Origin of the sequence: Sorangium sp. So ce321, from assembly GCF_051530195.1 — a bacterium.
In the GTDB taxonomy this organism is placed as follows: Bacteria; Myxococcota_A; Polyangia; order Polyangiales; family Polyangiaceae; genus Sorangium.
On sequence record NZ_CP150329.1, the window covers coordinates 6450792 to 6472198 of the forward strand.

General features: G+C 71.9%; 17 protein-coding genes. 9 read left to right on the plus strand and 8 right to left on the minus strand.

Annotation, left to right across the window (positions count from 1 at the left end; all coding sequences use genetic code 11):
• Positions 1 to 70: 70 nt before the first annotated feature.
• Positions 71 to 1474 carry a sigma 54-interacting transcriptional regulator gene (locus WME89_RS23780; protein WP_438011388.1) on the minus strand — a complete coding sequence of 468 codons (1404 nt, stop codon included), beginning with the start codon at positions 1472 to 1474 and terminating at the stop codon, positions 71 to 73.
• Between the two features lie 128 nt (positions 1475 to 1602).
• On the opposite strand from WME89_RS23780, the gene WME89_RS23785 reads away from it, so the two are divergent.
• Together WME89_RS23785 and WME89_RS23790 are read left to right on the plus strand one after the other, a co-directional pair.
• On the plus strand, positions 1603 to 2421 hold the full coding sequence (locus tag WME89_RS23785) for a hypothetical protein (protein WP_438011389.1): 819 nt from the start codon (positions 1603 to 1605) through the stop codon (positions 2419 to 2421).
• 101 nt (positions 2422 to 2522) lie between these two features.
• A complete protein-coding gene (locus WME89_RS23790) occupies positions 2523 to 3740 on the plus strand; it encodes a Stp1/IreP family PP2C-type Ser/Thr phosphatase (RefSeq protein ID WP_438011390.1) in 1218 nt (405 codons plus the stop codon).
• 107 nt (positions 3741 to 3847) lie between these two features.
• Here WME89_RS23790 and WME89_RS23795 read toward each other — a convergent pair whose 3' ends face one another.
• A complete protein-coding gene (locus WME89_RS23795; RefSeq protein ID WP_438011391.1) occupies positions 3848 to 4177 on the minus strand; it encodes an FKBP-type peptidyl-prolyl cis-trans isomerase in 330 nt (109 codons plus the stop codon).
• A 116-nt stretch (positions 4178 to 4293) separates the two neighbouring features.
• Positions 4294 to 5409 carry a M48 family metalloprotease gene (locus WME89_RS23800; protein WP_438011392.1) on the minus strand — a complete coding sequence of 372 codons (1116 nt, stop codon included), beginning with the start codon at positions 5407 to 5409 and terminating at the stop codon, positions 4294 to 4296.
• Between the two features lie 133 nt (positions 5410 to 5542).
• Between WME89_RS23800 and WME89_RS23805 the strand changes: the two genes are divergently transcribed.
• Positions 5543 to 6127 carry a hypothetical protein gene (locus WME89_RS23805; RefSeq protein ID WP_438011393.1) on the plus strand — a complete coding sequence of 195 codons (585 nt, stop codon included), beginning with the start codon at positions 5543 to 5545 and terminating at the stop codon, positions 6125 to 6127.
• Between the two features lie 129 nt (positions 6128 to 6256).
• On the opposite strand, the gene WME89_RS23810 is transcribed toward WME89_RS23805, so the two are convergent.
• Positions 6257 to 7312: a hypothetical protein gene (locus WME89_RS23810; protein WP_438011394.1), complete on the minus strand. Its 1056-nt coding sequence runs from the start codon at positions 7310 to 7312 to the stop codon at positions 6257 to 6259.
• A gap of 174 nt (positions 7313 to 7486) precedes the next feature.
• Between WME89_RS23810 and WME89_RS23815 the strand changes: the two genes are divergently transcribed.
• From WME89_RS23815 to WME89_RS23830, 4 genes are all read left to right on the plus strand, one after another.
• Positions 7487 to 8926: a protein kinase domain-containing protein gene (locus tag WME89_RS23815; protein WP_438011395.1), complete on the plus strand. Its 1440-nt coding sequence runs from the start codon at positions 7487 to 7489 to the stop codon at positions 8924 to 8926.
• Positions 8927 to 9123: 197 nt separating this feature from the next.
• A complete protein-coding gene (gene pdhA, locus WME89_RS23820) occupies positions 9124 to 10101 on the plus strand; it encodes a pyruvate dehydrogenase (acetyl-transferring) E1 component subunit alpha (protein ID WP_437663968.1) in 978 nt (325 codons plus the stop codon).
• Complete coding sequence (locus tag WME89_RS23825; RefSeq protein WP_438011396.1) at positions 10098 to 11081, plus strand: pyruvate dehydrogenase complex E1 component subunit beta; 984 nt, start codon at positions 10098 to 10100, stop codon at positions 11079 to 11081. The genes pdhA and WME89_RS23825 overlap by 4 nt, the downstream gene beginning before the upstream one ends.
• Positions 11082 to 11120: 39 nt before the next feature.
• Positions 11121 to 12458, plus strand: coding sequence for a pyruvate dehydrogenase complex dihydrolipoamide acetyltransferase (locus tag WME89_RS23830; RefSeq protein WP_438011397.1), 1338 nt, complete (start codon positions 11121 to 11123; stop codon positions 12456 to 12458).
• A gap of 196 nt (positions 12459 to 12654) precedes the next feature.
• On the opposite strand, the gene fxsT is transcribed toward WME89_RS23830, so the two are convergent.
• The 3 genes from fxsT to WME89_RS23845 form a co-directional block, all read right to left on the minus strand.
• The gene (gene fxsT / locus WME89_RS23835) at positions 12655 to 15525 is read right to left on the minus strand and encodes an FxSxx-COOH system tetratricopeptide repeat protein (protein WP_438011398.1); all 2871 of its coding nucleotides are present in this window, start codon (positions 15523 to 15525) and stop codon (positions 12655 to 12657) included.
• 146 nt (positions 15526 to 15671) lie between these two features.
• On the minus strand, positions 15672 to 16748 hold the full coding sequence (locus WME89_RS23840; RefSeq protein WP_438011399.1) for an ATP/GTP-binding protein: 1077 nt from the start codon (positions 16746 to 16748) through the stop codon (positions 15672 to 15674).
• 26 nt (positions 16749 to 16774) lie between these two features.
• Positions 16775 to 18268, minus strand: coding sequence for an SIR2 family protein (locus tag WME89_RS23845; RefSeq protein WP_438011400.1), 1494 nt, complete (start codon positions 18266 to 18268; stop codon positions 16775 to 16777).
• Between the two features lie 241 nt (positions 18269 to 18509).
• Here WME89_RS23845 and WME89_RS23850 point away from each other — a divergent pair, with 241 nt between their 5' ends.
• Together WME89_RS23850 and WME89_RS23855 are read left to right on the plus strand one after the other, a co-directional pair.
• On the plus strand, positions 18510 to 19472 hold the full coding sequence (locus WME89_RS23850; RefSeq protein ID WP_438011401.1) for a formylglycine-generating enzyme family protein: 963 nt from the start codon (positions 18510 to 18512) through the stop codon (positions 19470 to 19472).
• 69 nt (positions 19473 to 19541) lie between these two features.
• Entirely contained in the window at positions 19542 to 20474 is a 933-nt protein-coding gene (locus WME89_RS23855) for a metallophosphoesterase family protein (protein WP_438011402.1), read from the plus strand.
• Between the two features lie 252 nt (positions 20475 to 20726).
• On the opposite strand, the gene WME89_RS23860 is transcribed toward WME89_RS23855, so the two are convergent.
• Positions 20727 to 20933 carry a cold-shock protein gene (locus tag WME89_RS23860; protein ID WP_436618753.1) on the minus strand — a complete coding sequence of 69 codons (207 nt, stop codon included), beginning with the start codon at positions 20931 to 20933 and terminating at the stop codon, positions 20727 to 20729.
• Positions 20934 to 21407 lie beyond the last annotated feature (474 nt).

Below are 21407 nucleotides of genomic sequence, written 5' to 3' on the forward strand. Positions count from 1 at the left end.
CCCCGCCGACCCCACGCCCACCCCCTCGGCGCGTGCTCCCAGGAAAGCGCCCCACCCCAGAGCGCCGCCCTCACCTCTCCTTCGCGGCGCGCAGCAGATCCCGCATCGTCGTGCGCGGGATATCCGCGAGCCGCGCCGCCGCGCTGACGTTGCCGCCCACCTCCTCGAACGCGCGCAGCGCCTCGGCAGGCGTGACCTTCCGGCGGGGCGGCGGCTCGCGATCGGCGAGGACGGCCGCGACGTGCTCCGGGAGCACACGGCCATTCGAGCGGAGCGCGGCCTGGATGAGCACATTCCGCAGCTCCCGCACGTTGCCCTGCCATCGGTGCGCCCTCAGCGCGACGAGCGCCCCGGGGGACAGCTGGCGCGGACCGAGCTCCGAGCTCGCCAGCAGGTGCTCGGCCAGGAGCGGGATGTCGTCGGGCCGATCGCGCAGCGCGGGCAGCTGGATGCGGCACACCGCGAGGCGCTCATAGAGATCCGCGCGGAAGCGGCGCTCGAGGACGAGGGTCTCCAGCGGCTCGCAGGTCGCGACGATGAGCCGCACGTTCACCGTGTTCGGCCCCTCCGACCCGAGCGGGCGCACCACCCCCTCCTCCACGACGCGCAGCAGCTTCGCCTGGACCTCCAGCGAGAGCGACGCGATCTCGTCGAGGAAGAGCGTGCCCTCGTGCGCCTCGACGAACGCGCCCCGCCGATCCCGGTGCGCGCCGGTGAACGCGCCCCGCCGGTGCCCGAACAGCTCGGACTCGGCGAGCTCGCGCAAGATCGTGGCGGCGTTCAGGACCACGAACGGCCGGCCGGCCCGGGTGCTCTCCGCGTGGATCGCCCGCGCGACCAGATCCTTGCCCGTGCCCGACTCGCCGCGCAGGAGCACGGGCAGCTGGAGCGGCGCCACCCGCCGCACCGCCGCGGCGAGCTGCCGCATCGGCGGCGAGCGGCCGATGAGCGACGGCAGCGGCGGCGCCTCCTCGATCGACGGCACCTTCCGCGCCGCCTCGACCCACAGCGCGGTGCGGCCGATCTCGAAGCAGCCGCCAGGGACGAGCCTCGCCTGCCGTACCCGCACGCCGCCGACGCGGACGCCGTTGCGCGAGTCGAGATCGGTCACCTCGATCGCGGTGCCGCGGTGCGCGACGCGGCAGTGGCGGGCGCTCACCGCGGTATCGTCGATCCTCACGCCCGCCGCCGGCCCGCTGCCCAGGGTGAGCTCGGCGCCCGGCGCGACGGCGATGTGCGCTGGAGCGCCGCCGCCGGTGCCCTCGCAGCGGAGCCACACCGTGGTGAGCTCTTCGCGATCGTCCGCCAGCTCGTGCGTGATGTCCCGGATCGGCAGGCCGCCGTGAGCAGCAGGGCCCGCCCGATCCATGCCCGCGCCGGCGAGCTCCCTCGGGGGTAGCGCGGATGCGCAGTGAGCAGACGTGGCCGGTCCCGGGGAGAGGTCCTCTTCGCAGTAGAACGGTGCGTTTTCCATATCCAGGATCTCTGTCGTCCCCACGCGGGGCGCAGTTGCGTCGCTCGCGCCGCCCGGCCGACACATTCCTGCCCCCTGAACCCGTCGCCCCCTTTGCGCTCGGGACCGCGCTGTTCTAGAGGCCGTCCGTGAGATCGCGCTCAACAAGGTGGACCGCGCCGGCGCTCGGCGTGGCGGCAGCAGGCTGGGTGCTCTCGGCCAGCCAGGCTCTGGCCCAGCCGGCAGGTCGAGACACGGCGACCGCTGCCGACGAAGAAGAAGAGGAGCTCGGGCCGGAAGCCGGCACCAAGCGCCCCGCCGCGCCCGACGAAAGGGCCGGGCACCTCCTGCTCCAGGCGCGGGCCGGCTACAGCCAGCCGTTCGGCAGCCTGGCCGTCGATCAACCGGTCAGCGACAGGGTGTCGGGCGGGCTCGCGTTCGGCGGCAACATCGGCGTCGGCCTGAGCCGCGTGACCGTCCTGGAAGCAAGCGGCTCCTACGCCCTGCTCTCCGCCGCGGGAGGCTGCAGGGGCTGCTCCGGCCAGAGCCTCGACCTGGGCCTCGGGTTCGTCTACCACCTCGCCCAGGGCCTCGCTGTCGATCCCTGGATCAGCTACGGCGTGGGATACCGGAGGGCCGTCCTCACGTGGTCGGAGGACTCGGCAACTGGCCAGACAGCCCCCGACGATGTGTTCCACGGGCTCGATGTCGCCCGCATCGCCCTGGGTGCCGATTTCTACCCGGTATCGACCTTTGGCCTCGGGGTGTTCGCCGAGCTCGACGCCGGCACCTACCTCTCGCGCCCGGGCGAGGGCTCCAGGGCCGCGGCCTACGGATTCTTCCAGTTCGGCCTGCGTCTCGCGCTCGATCCGATGCCCCGGGGGACACGTACGCCGTCCGCCTCGGCCGGTACGTCTCGGAGGATCGCCCTCCAGGCCGAGGGCCCCCGGGAAAAACCCCGCCGGTAAAGCAGCCGGAATCTGGGCGGTCCGGAGGGCTGGGCAGGTATAATCAGCCGCGAATGGGCGAGTTCAGGACGAGCAGCCGCACCCGACCCGTCGCGGCTGCCGTGACCGACGTTGGACGCCAGCGAAAGCACAACGAGGACAACGTCCTCGTGAAGTCCGAGCTCGGCCTGTTCGTCGTGGCCGACGGCATGGGCGGGCACAACGCGGGCAACGTCGCCAGCGCGCTCGCGACCCGGTCGCTCGACAACTTCTTCGAGGCGACCCGGGCCGGCATCCTGCCCGGCCCCGTCCCGGCCGACGAACAGGAGCTCGACCCGGGAGCACGACGCATCGTCGCCGCCATCCGCAAGGCGAACCACGATGTGTTCGTCATCTCGAACACTTATACCCAGCACCAGGGCATGGGCTCGACGGTGGTCGCCGCCTACGTCTGCTCCGAAACGGAGCAGATCCACGTCGGGCACGTCGGCGATAGCCGCTGCTACCGGATCCGGCAGGGCGAGATCGAGCAGCTCACCAAGGATCACTCGCTCATCAACGACGCGCTCGCCCTCAAGCCCGACCTGAGCCAGGACGAGATCGCGAGGCTCCCGAAGAACATCATCACGCGCGCGCTCGGCATGAAGGACGCGGTGAAGGTCGACATCCGCTCGGAGCGCATCCTGCCCGGCGACGTTTTCCTGCTCTGCTCCGATGGGCTCAGCGGGATGGTGTCGGAGCAGCAGATCCTCGATGTGTTCGAGATCACCCAGGAGCCGCACGAGGCCTGCGAGCTCCTCATCGCGATGGCGAACGAGGCAGGCGGGACCGACAACATCTCGGCGCTGATCGTCGGCATCCAGCCCGAAGCGCTCGACGAGCGGCAGCCCGACAGCGCGGAGCTCGAGGACACCCGGCCCCATCGCATCGACGAGTTCGGCGCGACGATGCCGCCGGCGGCGGCGGTCGAGGAGACGCAGTCGCTCGTCGAGGAGGTCGATCTCGAGGCGGCCGTGTCGTCGGACGATGAGCGCATCGCGGCGCAGCAGGTCCACTCCATCGCGGACAGCGGCCTGCGCAGCCAGGCCCAGGGCGCCTCCGGCAGGGCGGCGCGCATGGCCGCCGTGCCGGTCTCGGACCGGCGCTCTCGCGCAGCCACCGGCTCGGGCCGCTACGTCGCTGTCGCGGCCGCACCGAGGGCCCCGGTGAAGGAGGCTCCGCCGGCGAAGCCCGCGAAGCGCCCGACCGAGGTGCGGGTCGCGCGGTGCGCGCACTGCAAGCACGAGCTGTTCATCGGCAACCGCTTCTGCGTGGAGTGTGGCGCCCCCATCAAGCCGTGAGCCGCGGCGCGGGCGCGCGTGACGACGCGAGCGCCGCCCCCGCCGGCAGCGCCCGCGCCGTCACGCGCGGCGAGCGGGCGCCTTCGGCGCGGGGGCGACGCAGCGCATCACTTGACCGAGAGCAGCTCGACCTCGAAGAGGAGGGTCGAGTTCGGCGGGATCACGGGCGGGAACCCGCGCGCGCCGTAGCCGAGCTCCGGCGGGATGGTCAGCTTGCGGACGCCGCCGATCTTCATGCCGGCGACCCCCTGATCCCACCCCTTGATCACCTGCCCCGCGCCCAGCTGGAACGAGAAGCCCTGGTTGCGGTCGCGCGAGCTGTCGAACTTGTTGCCGTTGGTCAACGTGCCGACGTAGTGCACGGTCACTGTGTGGCCAGGCTTCGCCTCGGCGCCCGTGCCTTCCTTGACGTCCTCGATCCCGAGCTGTGCTGTCATGGTGGATTCCTTTCGGCGCGATGGGAGGAGCGCTGCGCGGTCGCGTCAAGCCGAAGCAGCGCGCGGGCCCTCCGGCCGGGCGCTCGCGAAGGCGCGTCGGCGCAAAAACCCGCGGTTCAGCCGCCGAAGCCAGGGAACGGAAACGCTGTCGCGCCCCCGGTCAGCCGCCATGTGTTCGCGGTCTGCTGAACGACGGGCTGGCGCAGCAGCGGGTGCGGGTGCGTCTGCTCGAAGGCGAACAGGATCGCGGCGGGCGTGAGCTGATCGAGCGACGCGAAGAAGCCGAGCGTGAGCATCGCGCCCCCCTCGGTCCACCGGTAGCCCTGCTGCCGCGCGCCGGCGCTGAGCAGGTTGTTCACGCCGGCCACGTCCGCCGCGATCTCGTTCGGCTGGTTGAAGACGGGGAGCGCGCGCGACAGCATCCGCCCGAGGTCGGCGGGCGTGACGCCGCGGCTCCCGCCCTGCCCGTTCGCGCAGCCTGTGTGCCCGAGGTGATGGTGGCCGAGCTCGTGGCCGAGCACGAACGCGAGCTGCTCGTCGTAGAGCTGGCGCTGCCGCGCGACCTTGCGCGCGTCCGTGTGCTGCACCGGATCGATGAAGCCCGCCGGCGGGCGGAGGATCGGCTGCCCGGGCCGCTGCCTCTGCGCGAGCATCCGCAGGAACTCGTCGAGCTTCTTCGTCCCGAAGATCTCGTCGGTCGCCTTGAACTGCGCGATCTGCGCCTGGATCTCGAGCAGCCCGTCCGTGATCGCCATGAACGGCATCCGCTGATCGTCGCAGCCGGCGAACGCGTTCACCTCGCCCACCGTCGGATCGGCGATGAACGGGATGCCCCTCACCTTCTGCTGCGCGGACGACGCCAGCGCGCCGATCAGCGCGCCCATCACGACGCCGGCCTCGGACTGGAGCCAGCCGATGTTGATGTCGTTGATGGGATCGCCCAGCACCGGCAGCCCAGGCACCGTCGGCACGGAGAAGGTGGGCGCCGGCGCGGGCCCTGGCTGCTGCGGGTAGCCGGGCTGCTGCGGGTAACCGGGCTGCTGCGGGTAGCCGGGCTGCTGCTGCGGGTAGCCGGGCTGCTGCTGCGGGTAGCCCTGCGGAGGCGCGCCGTACGGCGGGTAGCCCTGGCCGTACGACGGCTGTGACGGAGGCCGGCGCGAGCTGCTCCGCTGACAGCCTGCGATCAGTCCGAGAGCCAGAACGAGTGCGCCGATCGGTCGAAGCAGATTCATCGCCGCGGAGCATAGCGCACGGAGCGGGAGTCAACCTGCGCCCCGCCACGAGCAGGCCCTCAGCGCGCGGCGCGCGGCGCGACGCGGCGATGAGCCGAAAGCCGGGCGCCGGGCGTCAGGCGCAGGAGGACCGATGAACCGACACCGAGCTTGGTCTGCCGCAGCCGCCCCCCTGTGGATCGCCGCCGTCGCGCTCTCGGGCTGCGGCGGCGCCGCGGTCGCGCACGCGCCCGCGGCGCCGGAGCCCGCCGGTGCGACCGTCATGTCGGCCCCGGAGGAGGGCTCCCCCCGGACGGCAGAGGACGCGCTCGCGGAGCTGGAACGCGCGGAAGGCGAGCTCGACCGGGTCCTCGGCGCGCCAGCGGGTGGAAGCGAGGACCGAAGCGTGGCGCAGTCGGCGCAGCCCGGGGACAGGTCGCCGGCGGCGCCATCGCCGGTCGCGCCACCCCCGGCGCCGGCACCTCCGGCGGCAGCGGATAGCGCGCCGCGAGCCACGACGGCCGGCGGCGAGCGCCCGAGTAAGAAGGCCGAGGCCGAGCAGGTGTCCGCGGCGCCGTGCGAGACCGCGTGCCGCGCGCTCGCCTCGATGAGCCGCGCGACGCAGCACCTCTGCGGGCTCGCCGGCGACGCGGACCAGCGGTGCGACGCGGCGCGCACCCGGGTGAAGAGCGCGACCGACAGGGTCGAGGCGCAGTGCCCGCGCTGCGCGGCGCCTTAGTTCTCTCGGGCTCCGCCCCGGACCCCGGCGTCCGCTTCGCGGCCGCCCTGGTTTCGCGCTTCAGGAAACCCTGACGGGATTTCTGGAGCGCGAAGCTAGCCAGGCGCGCCGCGCGCGGAGACGACGACGTCAGGGGCCCGGCGTGAGGAGCTGGAGCAGCCGCACGTTCTTGTACACATCCCCGAGCGAGCCGGCCGCCTTCGCGCCGGCCTTCGCCAGCACGTCGAGCTCTTCCGGGCGCACGTCCACCTGCACCATGAGCCGGCCCGCCCCCGCGTCGACGGTGAGCGCCGCGCGCTTCGCGATCTCGGCGAGCCCTGCGCCGGCCTCCGGACCGGCGAGCGACTTGAGCGCATCGAGGTTCGCGCGCTTCTCCTCGAGCAGCTTCCGGATCTCCTCCGCCGCGTCGGCCGACGCGGCGTCGATCGCGACGGTCGCCGAGAGCCCGCCCTTCGTCGAGATGCCGACGGTGACCGCGCGCGGGCCGGTGGAGCCGGTGAGGATCGCGCGGAGGCTCGGCTTGCTCTCGGAGAGCAGGACGACGCCGAGGACGGGGCGATCCCAGCCGATGTGCGCGAGGCGCGACGTGGCCTCCTCCCGGCTCGCCAGCGACGTCCCGGCCTCCTCGGCGTCGATGCTCGCCCGGAGCTCGGGCTCGGCGCCGTACAGGAGGATCGACCCGCCGCGCACGGCGATCGCATCCTCGCCGGCGCGGACCAGGTACTTCACGCCCTTGTGCTCCGCCTGGACGTAGCTGTGCTCCGCGAGCCGCTCGGCGAGCTTCTGCTCGTCGAAGCGCCCGCGCGCGACGACGATCGACGGGGAGAGGATCAGCTTGTCGACGTCGAAGCCGAGGTCGATGCCCGTCGCCTTCTTGATGTCGTCGCGGGTGCGCTCGATGTGCTGCCGCACCGAGCTGCCCTCCGGGCCGAGCGCCTTCAGGTCGAGCTGGTGGGGGTCGATGATCACGACGCCGGGCGCGCTGCCGTGGACATACTCGAGCAGCGACTCGTCTTTCGGGAACGTGGCGGCGCGGAGGTGCGCCAGGCCAAAGCCGAGGAGCCCCGTCTGCTGGGCGAGAACGATGGAGACCACGAGGCCGAGGAGGACGATGTACTTGGCCTTGCCTCGCTTCCTGGTAGGTCCGGCGACCTGGGCCGGCTTTGACGCGCTCTCGGTGCTCATCTGTGCTCGCTGCGACCTCTCTGGATTCGCGCGCCGCCCGGGTCGCGGACCCGGCCTCCGCAGAGCCCGGGTGCCGCGCATCAACCCGGAGCGCGCTGCGGCAGAGAATAACCGGAAGCCGGACGCCGGCCAGGCCTTCCGCCGGGGCCGCCGGACGGATAGAAACGACGCGACGTGCCTGGATCCTCGTCCCCCGATGGCGGCCGCGGCGCGCTCGCACAGCCGAGCGACTGCGCCGTGCTGCCCGCCGCCCTCGGCCGCTACCACGTGCAGCGCCTGCTCGGCGAGGGGGCGATGGGGCGCGTGCTGCTCGCGCACGATCCGGTCCTCGATCGCGACGTCGCGCTGAAGCACCTGCGCGACGACCTCCGCATCCCGCGCGACGTCCGCGAGCAGCTCATCGTGAGGATGCGCCACGAGGCGCGCGCCGCCGCCCGCGTGACGCACCCGAACCTCGTCACGCTCCACGACGTCGGCGAGGACCCGGACTTCGGGCTCTACCTCGTCTTCGAGTACGTCGAGGGGCCGACGCTGAAGCAACACCTCCTCGAGCGCCCGCTCTCGGCCGCGCAGGCGGCGCGCCTCGCGCGCGAGCTCGGCGAGGCGCTCACGATCGCGCACCGGGCAGGCATCGTCCACCGCGACATCAAGCCGGAGAACATCATCCTGTCCGCGAAGGGCGGCAAGATCGCCGACTTCGGCATCGCCCGCATCCCGGACTCGACGCTGACGCACCAGGGAGGGCTCATGGGGACGCCCGCGTACAGCGCGCCGGAGACGTTCCGCGCGGGGAAGTTCTCGCCCGAGAGCGATCAGTTCTCGCTCGCCGCCGTCATGTACGAGGCGATCTCCGGCCAGCGCGCGTTCCCGGGCGACGACGCGGTCTCCGTCGCGTCGAAGATCGCGAGCGACGTGCCGCCGCCGGTCGCGCGCGAGCTCGGCGTGCCGCCGTCGCTCGACCAGGTGCTCGCGCGCGGCCTGTCGAAGCGGCCCGAGGAGAGGTTCCCGAGCTGCGAGGCGTTCGGCGCCGCGTTCGCCGACAGCCTCGAGTGGGCCGCCTCCAGCCAGATGCCGAGGCGCGTGCTCGAGTCCTCCGCCGCCGCGACCGCGGCGCTGGCCACGGAGCCGGGCGCGCTGCGCCCCGATCCGCTCGACGACGACTTCCCTCCCCGCGAGCGCAAGACGGGGCAGATCGTGCTCGGCGCGGCCGTGGTCGTGGCGACGGCGATGCTGCTCGTCCGTACGGCGATGCGCTCGACGGACGCGCCGGTCGAGGCGCCCCCCGCGGAGACGGCGCCGGCCGCGTCGTCCTCGGCCGCTGCCGCGGCCGAGGCCGAGCCGCCGCGGCCGCGCGTCGCCCCGTCGGCGCGGCCTGCGCGGCCGAAGCACGAGCCGGGGGACACCGCCGCGCCCGCGCCGCGCGCGACGGGCAGCGCGGAGCCGAGCGCGAGCCCGACGGGCAGCGCCCCGAGCCGGCCCGCGTCGGTCGGCATCCCCGAGGACGACGAGCACGAGGAGGACGCGGGGGCGCCGGAGGCCACCGACATCGGCGCGCCGGAGACCAACGAGCCGGGCGCACCGGACGCCGGCGCGGCCGATGCTGCCGCGCGTTGAACGGCAGAGAGCGCAGATGCGTTGTCACGGCGGAAAAACTCCCCTAAAGGACCCCGGGTAAGCGGCGTCGCTGTCCGGAACGGCCGATGTCAATCGCCTCGCCGGGACCCTCGCGGGCCCGGCGGCGCACACCCATCACGCCGATCGCCGCGCTGGCGACTGTCTGAATTGCTGTCTTGCCCCCTGAGATCTCCGCGATGACTACCCAGACCAACGGCGACGATCTCCATCTGTCGCTCTACCGAAAGATGTTCCAGATACGCCGCTTCGAGGAAGAAGCGGCCCGCGCTTACGCGCAGAGCAAGATCGGTGGGTTCCTTCATCTCTACATCGGTCAGGAGCCCATCGCCGTCGGCGCGTCCGCGGCGCTCCGCCCCGACGACTACGTGATGACGACCTACCGCGATCACGGCCTCGCGCTCGCTCGCGGCATGAGCTCGCGCGCCGCGATGGCAGAGCTCTACGGCAAGGTCACCGGGTGCTCGAAGGGGCTCGGCGGCTCGATGCACTTCTTCGACAAAGAGCACAACATGCTCGGCGGCTACGGCATCGTCGGCGGCCACATCCCGATCGCCGTCGGGACCGCGTTCGCGTCGAAGTACCGCGGCGAGGACCGCGTCTCGATGGTGTTCTTCGGCGAGGGCGCGGTGAGCATCGGCGACTTCCACGAAGGGATGTCGCTCGCGGCGCTCTGGAAGCTGCCGATCGTGTTCGTCTGCGAGAACAACGAGTACGCGATGGGGACGCCGCTCTCCCGGACGCTCTCGGTCGAGGACGTCTCGCTGAAGGCGCTCGCCTACGGGATGGAGCGCGACCGCTTCAACTCCGAGCACGTCCTCCAGGTGCGCGATCGCCTCGGCGAGGCCATCGCGCGGGCGCGCACGCACTCGGAGCCGACGCTGGTCGAGATCAGGACGTACCGCTTCCGCGGCCACTCCATGAGCGATCCCGGCAAGTACCGGACGAAGGAGGAGCTCGAGGAGCGGAAGAAGAAAGACGTGCTCCTGCGCTCGCGCATCGAGCTCGAGGAGAAGGGGCACAAGGCGGCCCTCGAGACGATCGAGAAAGAGGTGGAAGAGGAGATCGCCGACGCGGTCCGCTTCGCCGAGGAGAGCCCCGAACCCGGGCCCGAGGTGCTCGAGCCCACAACCTATGCAGGACCTTTTGCGCGATGACCGTCCTTAGATACCGAGAGGCGGTTCGCGCCGCCATGATCGAGGAGATGCAGCGCGACGAGAGCGTGTATCTCGTCGGCGAGGAGGTCGGGCACTACCAGGGCGCCTACAAGGTGACCGAGGGCATGCTCGACAAGTTCGGACCGAAGCGCGTGATCGACGCGCCGATCACCGAGAGCGGGTTCACCGGCATCTCGATCGGCGCCGCGATGGTCGGGCTCCGGCCGATCGTCGAGTACATGACGTGGAACTTCTCCGCCGTCGCGTTCGACCAGATCCTCAACAACGCGGCGAAGCTCCGGCAGATGTCGGGCGGGCAGCTCACCATCCCGCTCGTGCTGCGGGCGCCCAACGGCTCGGCGCGGCAGGTCGGCTCGCAGCACTCGCACTCGATGGAGCACTTCTACGCGCACGTCCCTGGCCTCAAGGTGCTCGCGCCCGCGATGCCGGCGGACGCGAAGGGGCTCCTGAAGTCGGCGATCCGGGACGACAACCCGGTGCTCTTCATGGAGAGCGAGACGCTCTACGGCGTGAAGGGCGAGGTGCCCGACGACCCCGACTTCCTCGTGCCGCTCGGGGTCGCCTCCGTCGTGCGCGAGGGGACGGACGTCTCGATCATCGCGTGGAGCCGGATGGTGCACGTGGCGCTCGAGGCGGCCACCGAGCTCGAGAAGGAGGGGATCAGCGCGGAGGTCGTGGATCTGCGATCGCTGCGCCCGCTCGACGAGGAGACGATCGTGCGGAGCGTGACGAAGACCCACCGCGCGGTCGTGGCGCACGAAGGCTGGCCGTACGGCGGCGTCGGCGCGGAGATCGCCGATCGCATCCAGCGGCTCGCGTTCGACGACCTGGACGCGCCCGTGCTACGCGCGACGACGCTCGACGTTCCGATGCCTTACAACGCTCGGCTGGAGCAGTACGTGATCCCGCAGGCCGCGCGGATCATCGAAAACGTTCACCGCGTTCTCTACAAAAGCTGACTGAGCGGACGCACATCCCCGATCAAGGTTGATAGACCCATGGCGAAGGTTCTGGAACTGCCGAAGCTGTCCCCAACCATGGAGGAGGGGCAGATCAGTGCCTGGCACAAGAAGGAAGGCGACGCGATCGACATCGACGATCTGCTCGCAGAGGTCGAGACCGACAAGGCGACCATGGAGTACAAGTCCTTCGATCGAGGGACATTGCTCAAGATCCTCGTGCCTGCGGGCAGCGTGGTTCAGCTCGGCCAGCCTGTCGCGATCATCGGCGCCCCGGGCGAGGACATAAGCGCCCTCGCCGGGGGGAGCGGCGGCGCTGCGGCGCAGAAGCAGAGCGCAGCGGAGCCTCAGCCCAAGGGGGATCGCCCGGCGCAGCCTGCAGGCGGCGCCGCGCCGAGCGGCGACGTCCCCGCGACGACCGCGCCGCCCGCGGCGCGCGGCGACGCTGTCTCGCCGCCCACGCAGCCGGCTGCGCCGCAGCCGTCCTCCGGGGGCCGCGTGAAGGCGTCGCCCTACGTGCGCAAGCTCGGCCGCGAGCGCGGGCTCGACCTCAGCGGCGTCGCTGGCACGGGGCCCGGCGGGCGCATCGTCGCGCGCGACCTCGATGGGCTGCAGCCGGCGCCGGCCGCGGCGGCCGCGCCCGCGGCGACCGCGCCGGGCGAGCTCGCCGCGCCGGAGGTGCGACCGCTCAGCATGATGCGCAAGGCGATCGCGCGGCGCCTCACCGAGTCCAAGCAGACGGTCCCGCACTTCTATCTCTCGATCGACGTCGACGCCGATCCGCTGAACGCGCTGCGCGAGCAGATCAACGCGGATCTCGCGGCGACCGCCGGCGAGGGCGAGAAGGCGGCCAAGGTCAGCTTCAACGACCTCCTGGTCAAGGCGTGCGCCATCGCGCTCGTGCGCGTGCCTGAATGCAACGCGCAGTTCACCGCGGACGCGATCCTCGTTCACCGGCGCGTCGACATCTCGGTGGCGGTCGCCGTCCCCGAGGGCCTCGTCACGCCGGTCGTGCGCAACGTCGATCGCAAGCAGGTGCTCGACATCGCCGCCGAGGTGCGCGAGCTCGCGGGGCGCGCCAAGGCGAAGAAGCTGCGGCCCGAGGAGATGGCGAACGGGACGTTCTCGATCTCGAACCTCGGCATGTACGGCATCGACAACTTCGGCGCCGTCATCAACCCCCCCGAGGGCGCGATCCTCGCCGTGGGCCAGGTCCGCCGGGAGCCCGTCGTGCGCGGCGAGCAGATCGTGCCGGGCCGGCGCCTGAGCATGACGCTCTCCTGCGACCACCGCGTCGTCGACGGCGCGGTCGGCGCGACCTTCCTCAAGGTGCTGCGCCAGCTCCTCGAGCACCCGACGCAGATCCTGATCGGCTAGCGCTCCGCCCCACGCCAGGACATCCGAGACGCAGAGGACGCCGGGGCCCCTCCCCTGGCGCCCTCTGCTTCGCGCGACGGCCCGCCGCTGCGCCGCCGACGATGCGCGCCGCTGCGCCGTCAGCCATGCGCGTCGCGGCGCCGCCGGCGATGCGCGTCGCGACGCCGTCAGCGGCGTGCGCTCGCCCCGCGGGGGCTCACGTCGCTTCGGCGCTGCTCCCGAGCGCGTCTCCGAGGCGCGCCAGGTTCCGCGAGAAGATCTGCACGGACGGGTGCGTCGGCCCGAGCGCCTTCGTGGCGATGGCGACGGCGCGCTCGATCTGCTGCCAGGCGCCCGATAAATCGCCCAGCGCCTGCAGCACGCGGCCGAGGTTGTTCACGATGCTCGCCACGACCGGGTGATCCGGCCCGTAGGTCGCCTGCGCGATGCCGAGCGCCCGCTCCAGCTGCTCGCGCGCCCCGGGCAGCTCCCCGAGCGCCTGAAGCACGCTGCCGAGGTTGTTGCAGCCGATCGCCACCGCCGGGTGATCCGGGCCGTAGGTCGCCTCGGCGATCTTCAGCACGCGCGCGAAGTTCGCCCGCGCCCCCTCGAGGTCGCCGAGATCGCGCAGCACGCTGCCGAGGTTGTTGATGTCCCGCGCGACGTCCGGGTGATCCGGGCCGTAGGTGTCCTCGACGATCGCGAGCGCGCGCTCGAAGTCGGCGCGCGCCCCGGCGAGGTCGCCGAGATCGCGCAGCACGCGCCCGCGGTTGTTCAACGCCTGCGCGAAGCGCGGATGGTAGAGGCCGTAGCTGTGCTCATCGATCTTGAGCGCCTCCTCGAACTGCTCGCGCGCGCCCTTCAGATCGCCGAGGTCGTGGAGCAGCCGGCCGAGGTTCGTGCGCCCGATCGCGACCGTCGGGTGCTCCGGCCCGTAAGCGCGGATGTCGATCGCGAGCGCGCGCTCCAGATGCACGCGCGCGCCCGCAAAGTCGCCAAGATCGCGGAAGAGCACGCCCAGGTTGTTGAGCCGTATCGCGACGCTCGGGTCGTCGGGGCCGTACGTCGCCTCGTCGATCGCGAGCGCGCGCTCCAGGTGCTTGCGCGCGCCCGGCAGGTCGCCCTGATCCATGAGGACGCTGCCGAGGTCGTTCACGTCGCGGGCCACTTCCGGGTGGTCGGGGCCGAAGCTCGCGATGTCGATCGCGAGCGCGCGCTCCAGGTGCGCCCGCGCGCCGCCGAGATCGCCGAGGTCGTGCAGGACGCTGCCCACGCTGCGCAGCACGGCCGCGACCTTCGGGTCGTCGGGGCCGAACACCGCCTCGTGCAGCGCGAGGGCCCGCTCCAGGTACCCTTTCGCCTCCGCGAACGCGGCCCGTCCCTGCAGGTAGACCGCGAACCGGGCGAGGAGCCGCCCGCGCACCTCCTTCGCGACGTCGTGGGCCTCGGCCTGGCTCGCCGCGGCGAGCGCGTGCGGCAGCCAGCGGGCGCAGAAGGGCCACGTCTCCACGTCCTCGCTGCTCTCCGGGAACGCGTGGTCGACGAGGCGAACCGCGGCCTCGGCCCACATCCGCCGGTCCTCGGGCGGGAGGCGATCGCGGACGACCGCCTGGACGAGCCGGTGCACCGAGAGCGCGCCCTCGTGCACGTCGATGAACGAGTAGCGGCGCAGCGCGGCGACCGCCTCGTCGAACATCAGCGGATCGCTCAGCGCCTCCGCGAGCGCCGGCGGCAGGTGCGGCGCGGCGTCGGCGAGGCCCTCGCGCGGGATGTCGTCGGGCGCGAGGAACGCGCACAGGCTCAGGAGATCGACGGCGACGGGCGAGAAGCGCTGCGCCTCCTGGAACGCGAGGCCCCACGTCGTGGCGACAGGCGTCGGGTAATCCATCGGGACGCCGCGGAGCAGCAGCTCGCGCTGATGGTCGCCGAAGACAGCGTGGTAGGTCGCGATCGACGACCTCGTCTCCTTGATGGTCGCCGCCGCCTGCACCAGCGCGAGCGGCAGGTCGCCGAGCGTCTCGGCGAGCTTCTCCGCGGCCCGCTCGTCGCTCTGCCCGGTCCGGCCGAGCAGGAACTTCACCGAGTCGGCGCGATCCAGCGCCGGCACGGTGAGCGGCGTGGCGATGCCGCGGAAGCTCGGGTTGCGCGACGTGATCAGGATGTGCCCGGTGCGCGGGTGCGGGAGGTACGAGGCGACGTCCCTCGGGTCGTTGACGTTGTCGAAGATGAGGAGCCACCTGTCGTTGCGGCTCAGCCACGAGCGGACCGCCTCGATCGCGATCCGCTGGTCGGCCTCGTTCTGCTCAGGCAGGTCGAGCGCCGCGGCGAGGCGGGCGAAGTCCTCGGCCGTCGTCGCCGGCTCCTCGGCGCGGACCCACCAGACGACGTTGTACTGGTTCGCGTACCGGTGCGCGTACTCCGCGGCGACCTGCGTCTTGCCGATCCCGCCGAGGCCGCTGATCGCCTGCGTGAGCGCCGCGGGCCCCCCGGTGGTGAGCGCGCTCCGCAGCTCGTTCAGCAGCTGGTCGCGCCCGGTGAAGCTCGGGTTGCGCGGCGGCAGCTTCTTGATGTGCGGCTCCGCGTCGGGCGAGCTCGACGGCCGCCGGACGACCGGCCTCTGCGTGGGCGGCTCCGTCTCGCGGACGGCGCTCCGGATCCCCTTCGCGATCTCGGTGAACGCCTCGCTCTGGTTGGGGTAGCTCGTCACGGGCCGCGCGCGGTTCGGCAGCGGCTCCAGCTTGCCGAGCGGCGTCTTCTCCCAGGCGCAGGGGCGCAGGATGACGGGGATGACCCGGCACTCGCCCGCGTCGTGCCGGGCGATCGCCTCGCGGATCTCGGGAGAGAGCCACGCCTCGGTGTTGAGGAAATCCGCGCTCACGAGCAGCAGCACGACGCGGGCTTCGCGCAGCCTCGCCGCGATCACCTCCCGCCGCTCCTTCGCTCCGCCGAGCGCGAAGCTCTGGTACGTCCGGATGACCCCTTGCCGCTTGAGCGCGTCGAGGTGCGTCTCGAGCTTGGGCCGCAGGTCCTCGTCCCTGGGGGAGTAGGAGAAGAACACGTCGGCGGGGCTCGTCGCCAAGGCAACCATAGTTCCTCTCGCGGGCCTTAAGGTCTCACGACGGACCTGAAGCGCAACGAGAATACGCGGTCGGGAAAGACCCAGGAAGAGACGGTATGTGACGCTCTCGGCGGATACATGTGGGTCGGACCTCCATCTTCTTCAGGGGGTGTGCCTTACGGCGAATCCGGCTCCGTCCTACCTTCGCGTTCCTCTTCCGTGCCGGGGAAGAACCTGCCGGAAGCCTGGACGATGCGGCGCGCCGCTTCCATCCACTGACGCCGGTCGTCCCGCCGCAGCTGGTTGCGGACGACGATCTTCACGAGGCGGTGGACGCTGAGCGCGTGCGGTCGCACCTCGATCAGCGAGTGCAGCCGCAGCATCGCGATCGCGTCGTCGAGCGCGAGCGGATCGTACTCGCTGAGCGCCCGCCGCGGGATCGCGTCCATCGGCAGGAACGAGCACAGGCTGAGGAGCTCCGCGGCAGCCTGGTGGCTGAACACCGCGGCGAGCGCGCTCTCCCACGCTGTCGCGACGGTGACCGGGAAGCTGACCGGACGCTCCAGCAGCGCGGCCGGCCGCTGGCGGAACAGCGCGAGGTACTCCGCGAGCGGGCGCCCCGTCTCCTCGATGTACGCGCCGGCCTGCGCCAGGGCGAGCGGCAGATCGCCGAGCTCTTCCGCGAGCGCGTCGGCCGCCTCCGCGTCGGTCTCCCCCGTGCGCCGGAGCAGGAAGTTCACCGACTCGGCACGCTCGATGCCTCGCACGTTCACCGTGGTGAGCCCGCGCCAGATGGGGTTCTGTGACGTCGCGAGGATGTGACCGCCGTGCGAGACGCTCGGGACGTATGGCTCGACCTCGACGGGATCGCGCACCCCGTCGAAGAGGAGGAGCCAGCGCCCGCGGCGCCCGAGCCTGTTGCGCACCGCCGCGACAGCGCGCGACGCGTCGAGCTGCTCGTGGTCGGGCAGCCGCATCTCGGCGGCGAGCGCGACGAAGGCGGCGTCCATCGTCGCGGGGCTCTGGCCGTCGATCATGAAGACGATGTCGTAGGCGCTGGCGTTGCGGTACGCGTACTCGATCGCCAGCTTGGTCTTGCCGGTGCCGCCGAGCCCGCAGAGCGGCGCCATCCCGCGCTTCGCGAGCGTGGCGCCGCTCTCGGCGAGCAGCGCGTCGCGCGCGGCCAGATTCCGGCCCGTCCACGCCGGGACGCTCCAGATCCCGGGGGGCGGCGGCACCTCTGAGTGGCTCACCGGCTGGGCGCCGGCGGTCGGTGAGCCTAGGAGGGGTTTTGGCTGAGCTGCTCGACCTGCTCTCGGATGCCCTTGGCGATGTCGGTGAAGGCCTCGCTCTGGTTGACCCAGCTCGTCACGGGTCGACCGCCCTTCGGCAGGCTCGTCAGCCTGCCGAAGGGCGCGCCCTCCCAGTCGCAGGCGTCGAGGATGACCGGGATGACGCGCGCCTCCCGCCGCTCGTGGCGCTCGATCGCCTTCCGCACCTCGACGTCGTAACAGAAGTCCGACGCCAGGAAGTCCGCGCTGATGAGCAGGAGGATGATCTTCGCCGCCTCGAGGTGCTCGGCGATCGCCCTGTCGCGCTCCTCGCCCGCGCCGATCTCGCCGTCGTGCCAGCCGCGGATCACGCCCTTGTGCTTGAGGATGGCGAGGTGCGTCTCGAGCTTGTCGCGCAGCTCGCGGTTGCTCTCGGAGTACGAGAAGAACACCTCGATCGGGCTCGCCGGCGGCTCGGAGGCCCGCTCGCGCCGCGGCGCCTCGATCGCCCCGGGCATCGTGACCGTGTCGTCGTAGGCGGCCAGGTCGGACGGGAGATCGTACGACGGGAAGCCGAGCGGCGACGACGAGGGCGGGAGCTCCAGGTCGGGGATCGGGGGCGGCACGATCGAGCGCGACGCGCGCGACGCCGTCGCGCGCGTGCGGGGCGCGCTCATGCGCTCGAGGATCGCGAGCGCCCTGTCGTGGCTGCCGTCGGGCGTGTCGTAGGGGATGAGGCGGAAGCCCATGCCCACGAGCATCGTGCGCCGGTACGGCGTCAGGCTCGCGCTCGGGACGAGCAAGAAGCGGGGCGGCGGCGAGCTGCCCGACAGCGCGTGGATGTCCGACAGCATCTCGTCGAAGTTGCTGTCGGCGCGCCCGAAGCCGATGAGGAGCACGGGGCACTTCGAGAGCACGGCCGTGAGCGACCTGCGGACGTCGGGGGCCGCGATCGACGCGAGGAAGCGCTCGCGCGCGAACACCCAGCTGGCCGGCTCCTTCAGCGTGCCGTGCAGCTTGAGGATGAACCGACGGCGCCACGCGACCTCGTCGGTGACGCGCGACATCGTCTCCCACTCGAAGGCGAAGGCGCGCTCGAGCAGGTGGTTGAGGTTCGTGGTGAGCACCGCGCGCAGCTTGTCCCGCAGCGCCGCGATCGCGATCGCGATCCGCGGCGGATCCAGCCCCTCGTCGTCGAGCGCACCCTCGACGAACGCGTTGAACTCCGCCGCGCCGAGCGCGAGCTCCGCCGCGGCGAGCGCCTCGCTGTAGCGCTGCGATCGCGCGAGCGACGCGACCTCGGCGACCACGACCTCGTCGCCGACCTGCTCGCGCACCCTCTCGACGAGCAGGTCGACGAGCTGGCGCCACGTCGGCAGCCCGACCGCGGCCGAGATGCCTCCCCCCACGAAGAGGACGAGCTCTCCGCTCTCGAGCGCCTCATGCAGCTCTTCGATCACCGCGGCGTCGACCTCCGCGCTCATCGTGTTCGCGTTATCCATAAGGGTTGACATCGAGCCCCTCGAGTCTATCGCTCCTCGGCGCCCGGCGCACTTTTGCGGCGCGTCGCGCGCCGTCACGCGGCGATTGGAGGGCGTCGCGCGGCGCGCGACGCGACGCCAGGCCCAGCGCTCGACGGCAGCCCGCGCTCACGACGTCCCAGACGACTGGCCTTCGCCGCCTCGGTCGAGGTCGGAAGAGGCAGAAACACTCCGCAAGCCTGGAGCATGCTACGCCTCCGACATGCGTCCGGCGGCTCTCCTCACGCTGGCCACGCTGACCTCGCTTTTCGCGGTCTCCATGGTCGGCGTGGCTGCCCCTCCGCGCTCGCGGCGCGCCCCTCGCCTGCCGGGGGCCGCGGAGGCCGCGCTCCCGGCGGGCGCCGGTGGCCAGCGCGGGCGCTCGCCGGCGAGCGTCGTCTCGCTGCGCGCGCCCGGCCCCTCCGCTGTCCTCGTGCGCGCGGGCAGCTTCACGATGGGCTCGAGCGAGGTGGAGATCGCGCACGCGGTGACGCTCTGCAAGCTCGAGCCGGCCGGTGAGCTGTGCGTCGACGAGACCGAGGCGAGCTTCGCGAACGAGCTCGTGCCGCACGAGGTGTACCTGTCGGATTTCTGGATCGACCGCACCGAGGTGACCGTGGCCAGCTACCGCCGGTGCGTCTCGGCCGGACTCTGCGCAGAGCCGCCGTACGCCTCCGGCGGGCAGCGCTTCGACCGGCCGGACTACCCGGTGGTGCTCGTCTCGTGGAGCGACGCGCAGCGCTACTGCGCCTGGGCCGGCGTTCGCCTTCCAACCGAGGCCGAGTGGGAGCGGGCGGCGCGCGGCCTCGCCGGGCGTCGTTACCCGTGGGGTCATGTCTACAACCCCTTCCATGCGAACCACGGGCGGCTGTCGTTCGACGAGCTCGACGGCGGCGACGGCTTCCTCGAGCTCGCGCCCGTGGGCTCGCTCGTCGCCGGGCGGACCCCCGATGGCATCGACGACCTCTCCGGCAACGTCGAGGAGTGGGTCGCTGATTACTACCATCCCGAGTATCCAGGCGGCAGCGCGATGAACCCGCGGGGTCCCGACATGGGCGAGGAGCGCGTGCTGCGCGGCGGGAGCTACATCCAGGGTCGGCCCTGGCTGCGCGGCGCGGCGCGGGGGCACGACCTTCCGACGAGCCGCCGCGCGTGGCGCGGCTTCCGCTGCGCGCGCGACGGCTGAGCGGAGCCGCGGGGCGTCGAGCCCGCGCGGCGGTTGGCCGCGGCGCGGGAAGAGCCCATACTGGCGCCCGTGAGGATCGCGCACCTCTCTGACTTGCACCTCCTGTCCCTCGAGGGGGCCATCCCGTTCCGGCTGCTGAACAAGCGGCTCACGGGCTACATCAACCTCCGCTTCCGGCGCCGCGCCATCCACAAGCCGTACGCGGTGCACGCGGCGGCGAAGGAGATCCGGCGGCTCGGCGTGGACCACGTCGTGATCACCGGCGATGTCTCGAACCTCGCGCTCGAGCGGGAGTTCGTCCTCGTCCGCAACTTCTTGCAGCGCGACCTCGGGCTTCCTCCCGACCGGGTGAGCGTCGTCCCGGGGAACCACGACGCGTACACCAAGGGCGCGCACCGCTCGCAGCGGTTCTCTCAGTACTTCGCGGCCTACCTGCGCTCCGACCTCCCCCTCGAAGCGCCGGAGAAGAGCGACCGAGGCGGCGCCGGGAGCTCGGCCTTCCCCTTCGTGCACCTGCGCGGGCCGGTGGCGTTCATCGGCCTCTCGACCGCGTGGCCGCGTCCGCCGCTGGTGGCCTCGGGGCGGATCGGCCCGGCGCAGCTGCGCGCGCTGGAGCGTGTGCTCGCGCACCCGGAGGTGCAGCGGCGGACGCCGGTCGTGCTCCAGCACCACCCCTTCCACAACCCGGCGAGCCGGGCGAAGACCTTGCTGGAGGGCCTCGGGGACGCGGCCGCGGAGGGGCGGCTGCTCCGGCAGGTCAGCCGCGGCCTGCTGCTGCACGGGCATCTGCACCGGCGCATCCACCGGAAGCTGCACACCGAGCGCGGTCACATCGACGCCGTGGGCGCCGCCAGCGCCTCGCTCCTTCACGACAGCGACGAGCGGATGGCCGGGTTCAACGTCTACGAGATCGACGACGCGGGGGCGATCAAGGGCATCACCTCCCACCGCTTCGTCCCGGGTCAAGAGGCGTTTCGCGAGGTGCCGGTCCCCGAGCGGTGAGCCGGCCCGGGCGTCGGGCCTCTGCCGAGCGCTCTACCGGAAGAGGGACGCTCGGCCTCTGCGGAGCGCCCTCCCGGAAGAGGGACGCACGGCGGAGCGCCGAGCGCCCCACCGGAGCGGCGCGCAGACAATCCGTCACACGCAGGACCCGCCTCGCGGGCACGCGGTGAGATCGAGCTCGGAAGTGAGGTGGATCGAGCGCAGCGGGAGCGCTGCGCGGGCAGTCCGGTGGGGCGCTGGTCAGGAGGAGAATCAGGCGGTGGCGCGCATCACGTTGACCGCCTGGAGACCTTTGGGACCTTCTTTGATCTCAAATTCAACGGTCTCGTCCTCGAACAGACGGCGGCGACCCTCCCCGCTGATTTGCGAATAGTGCACGAAGACGTCAGGGCCAGTCTCCTGCTTGATGAAGCCCCAACCCTTCTCATCGTTGAACCACTTTACCTTGCCAACTGCCATATTTCCTCCACTTCAGAGCTCGTCGATACCCGAGGCGCGCAGGCTGGGATTCGGGAGGAGACCGCCGCTGCGGTCCCTCATTCCGATGCGGGCTTCGCTGCTTCCAGCAAACCCCCCTCGTGGACAAATCCGACTTGCGCCGGGCGGCTGCTCAGCCGCTGGTTGATGTGCGTGCGCGGTAACTTCGACGATTCTCCCCGGTCCGAGCGGGCGCCAACGTAAACGGCCCGACGCGCCAAGGTCAAGCGATGATGGTTCGATCGGAGCTTGCTCGAGGCAGTACCCGCCTCACCGGCAGTCCCGCCTTGGAGCAGCTCCCGACGCGACTGGCGCCGCCGTACAGAAGCTCCTGACGGCGAGCACGCGAGGACCATCGTTGAAGGGCGCGCCGCGAAGCACAATTCGCGCAGACGTCAAGATTTGCGCTCTTATCGAAGAGCCCTGTGCGTCGGTCCGCGCCTGACGCCGCGCTCT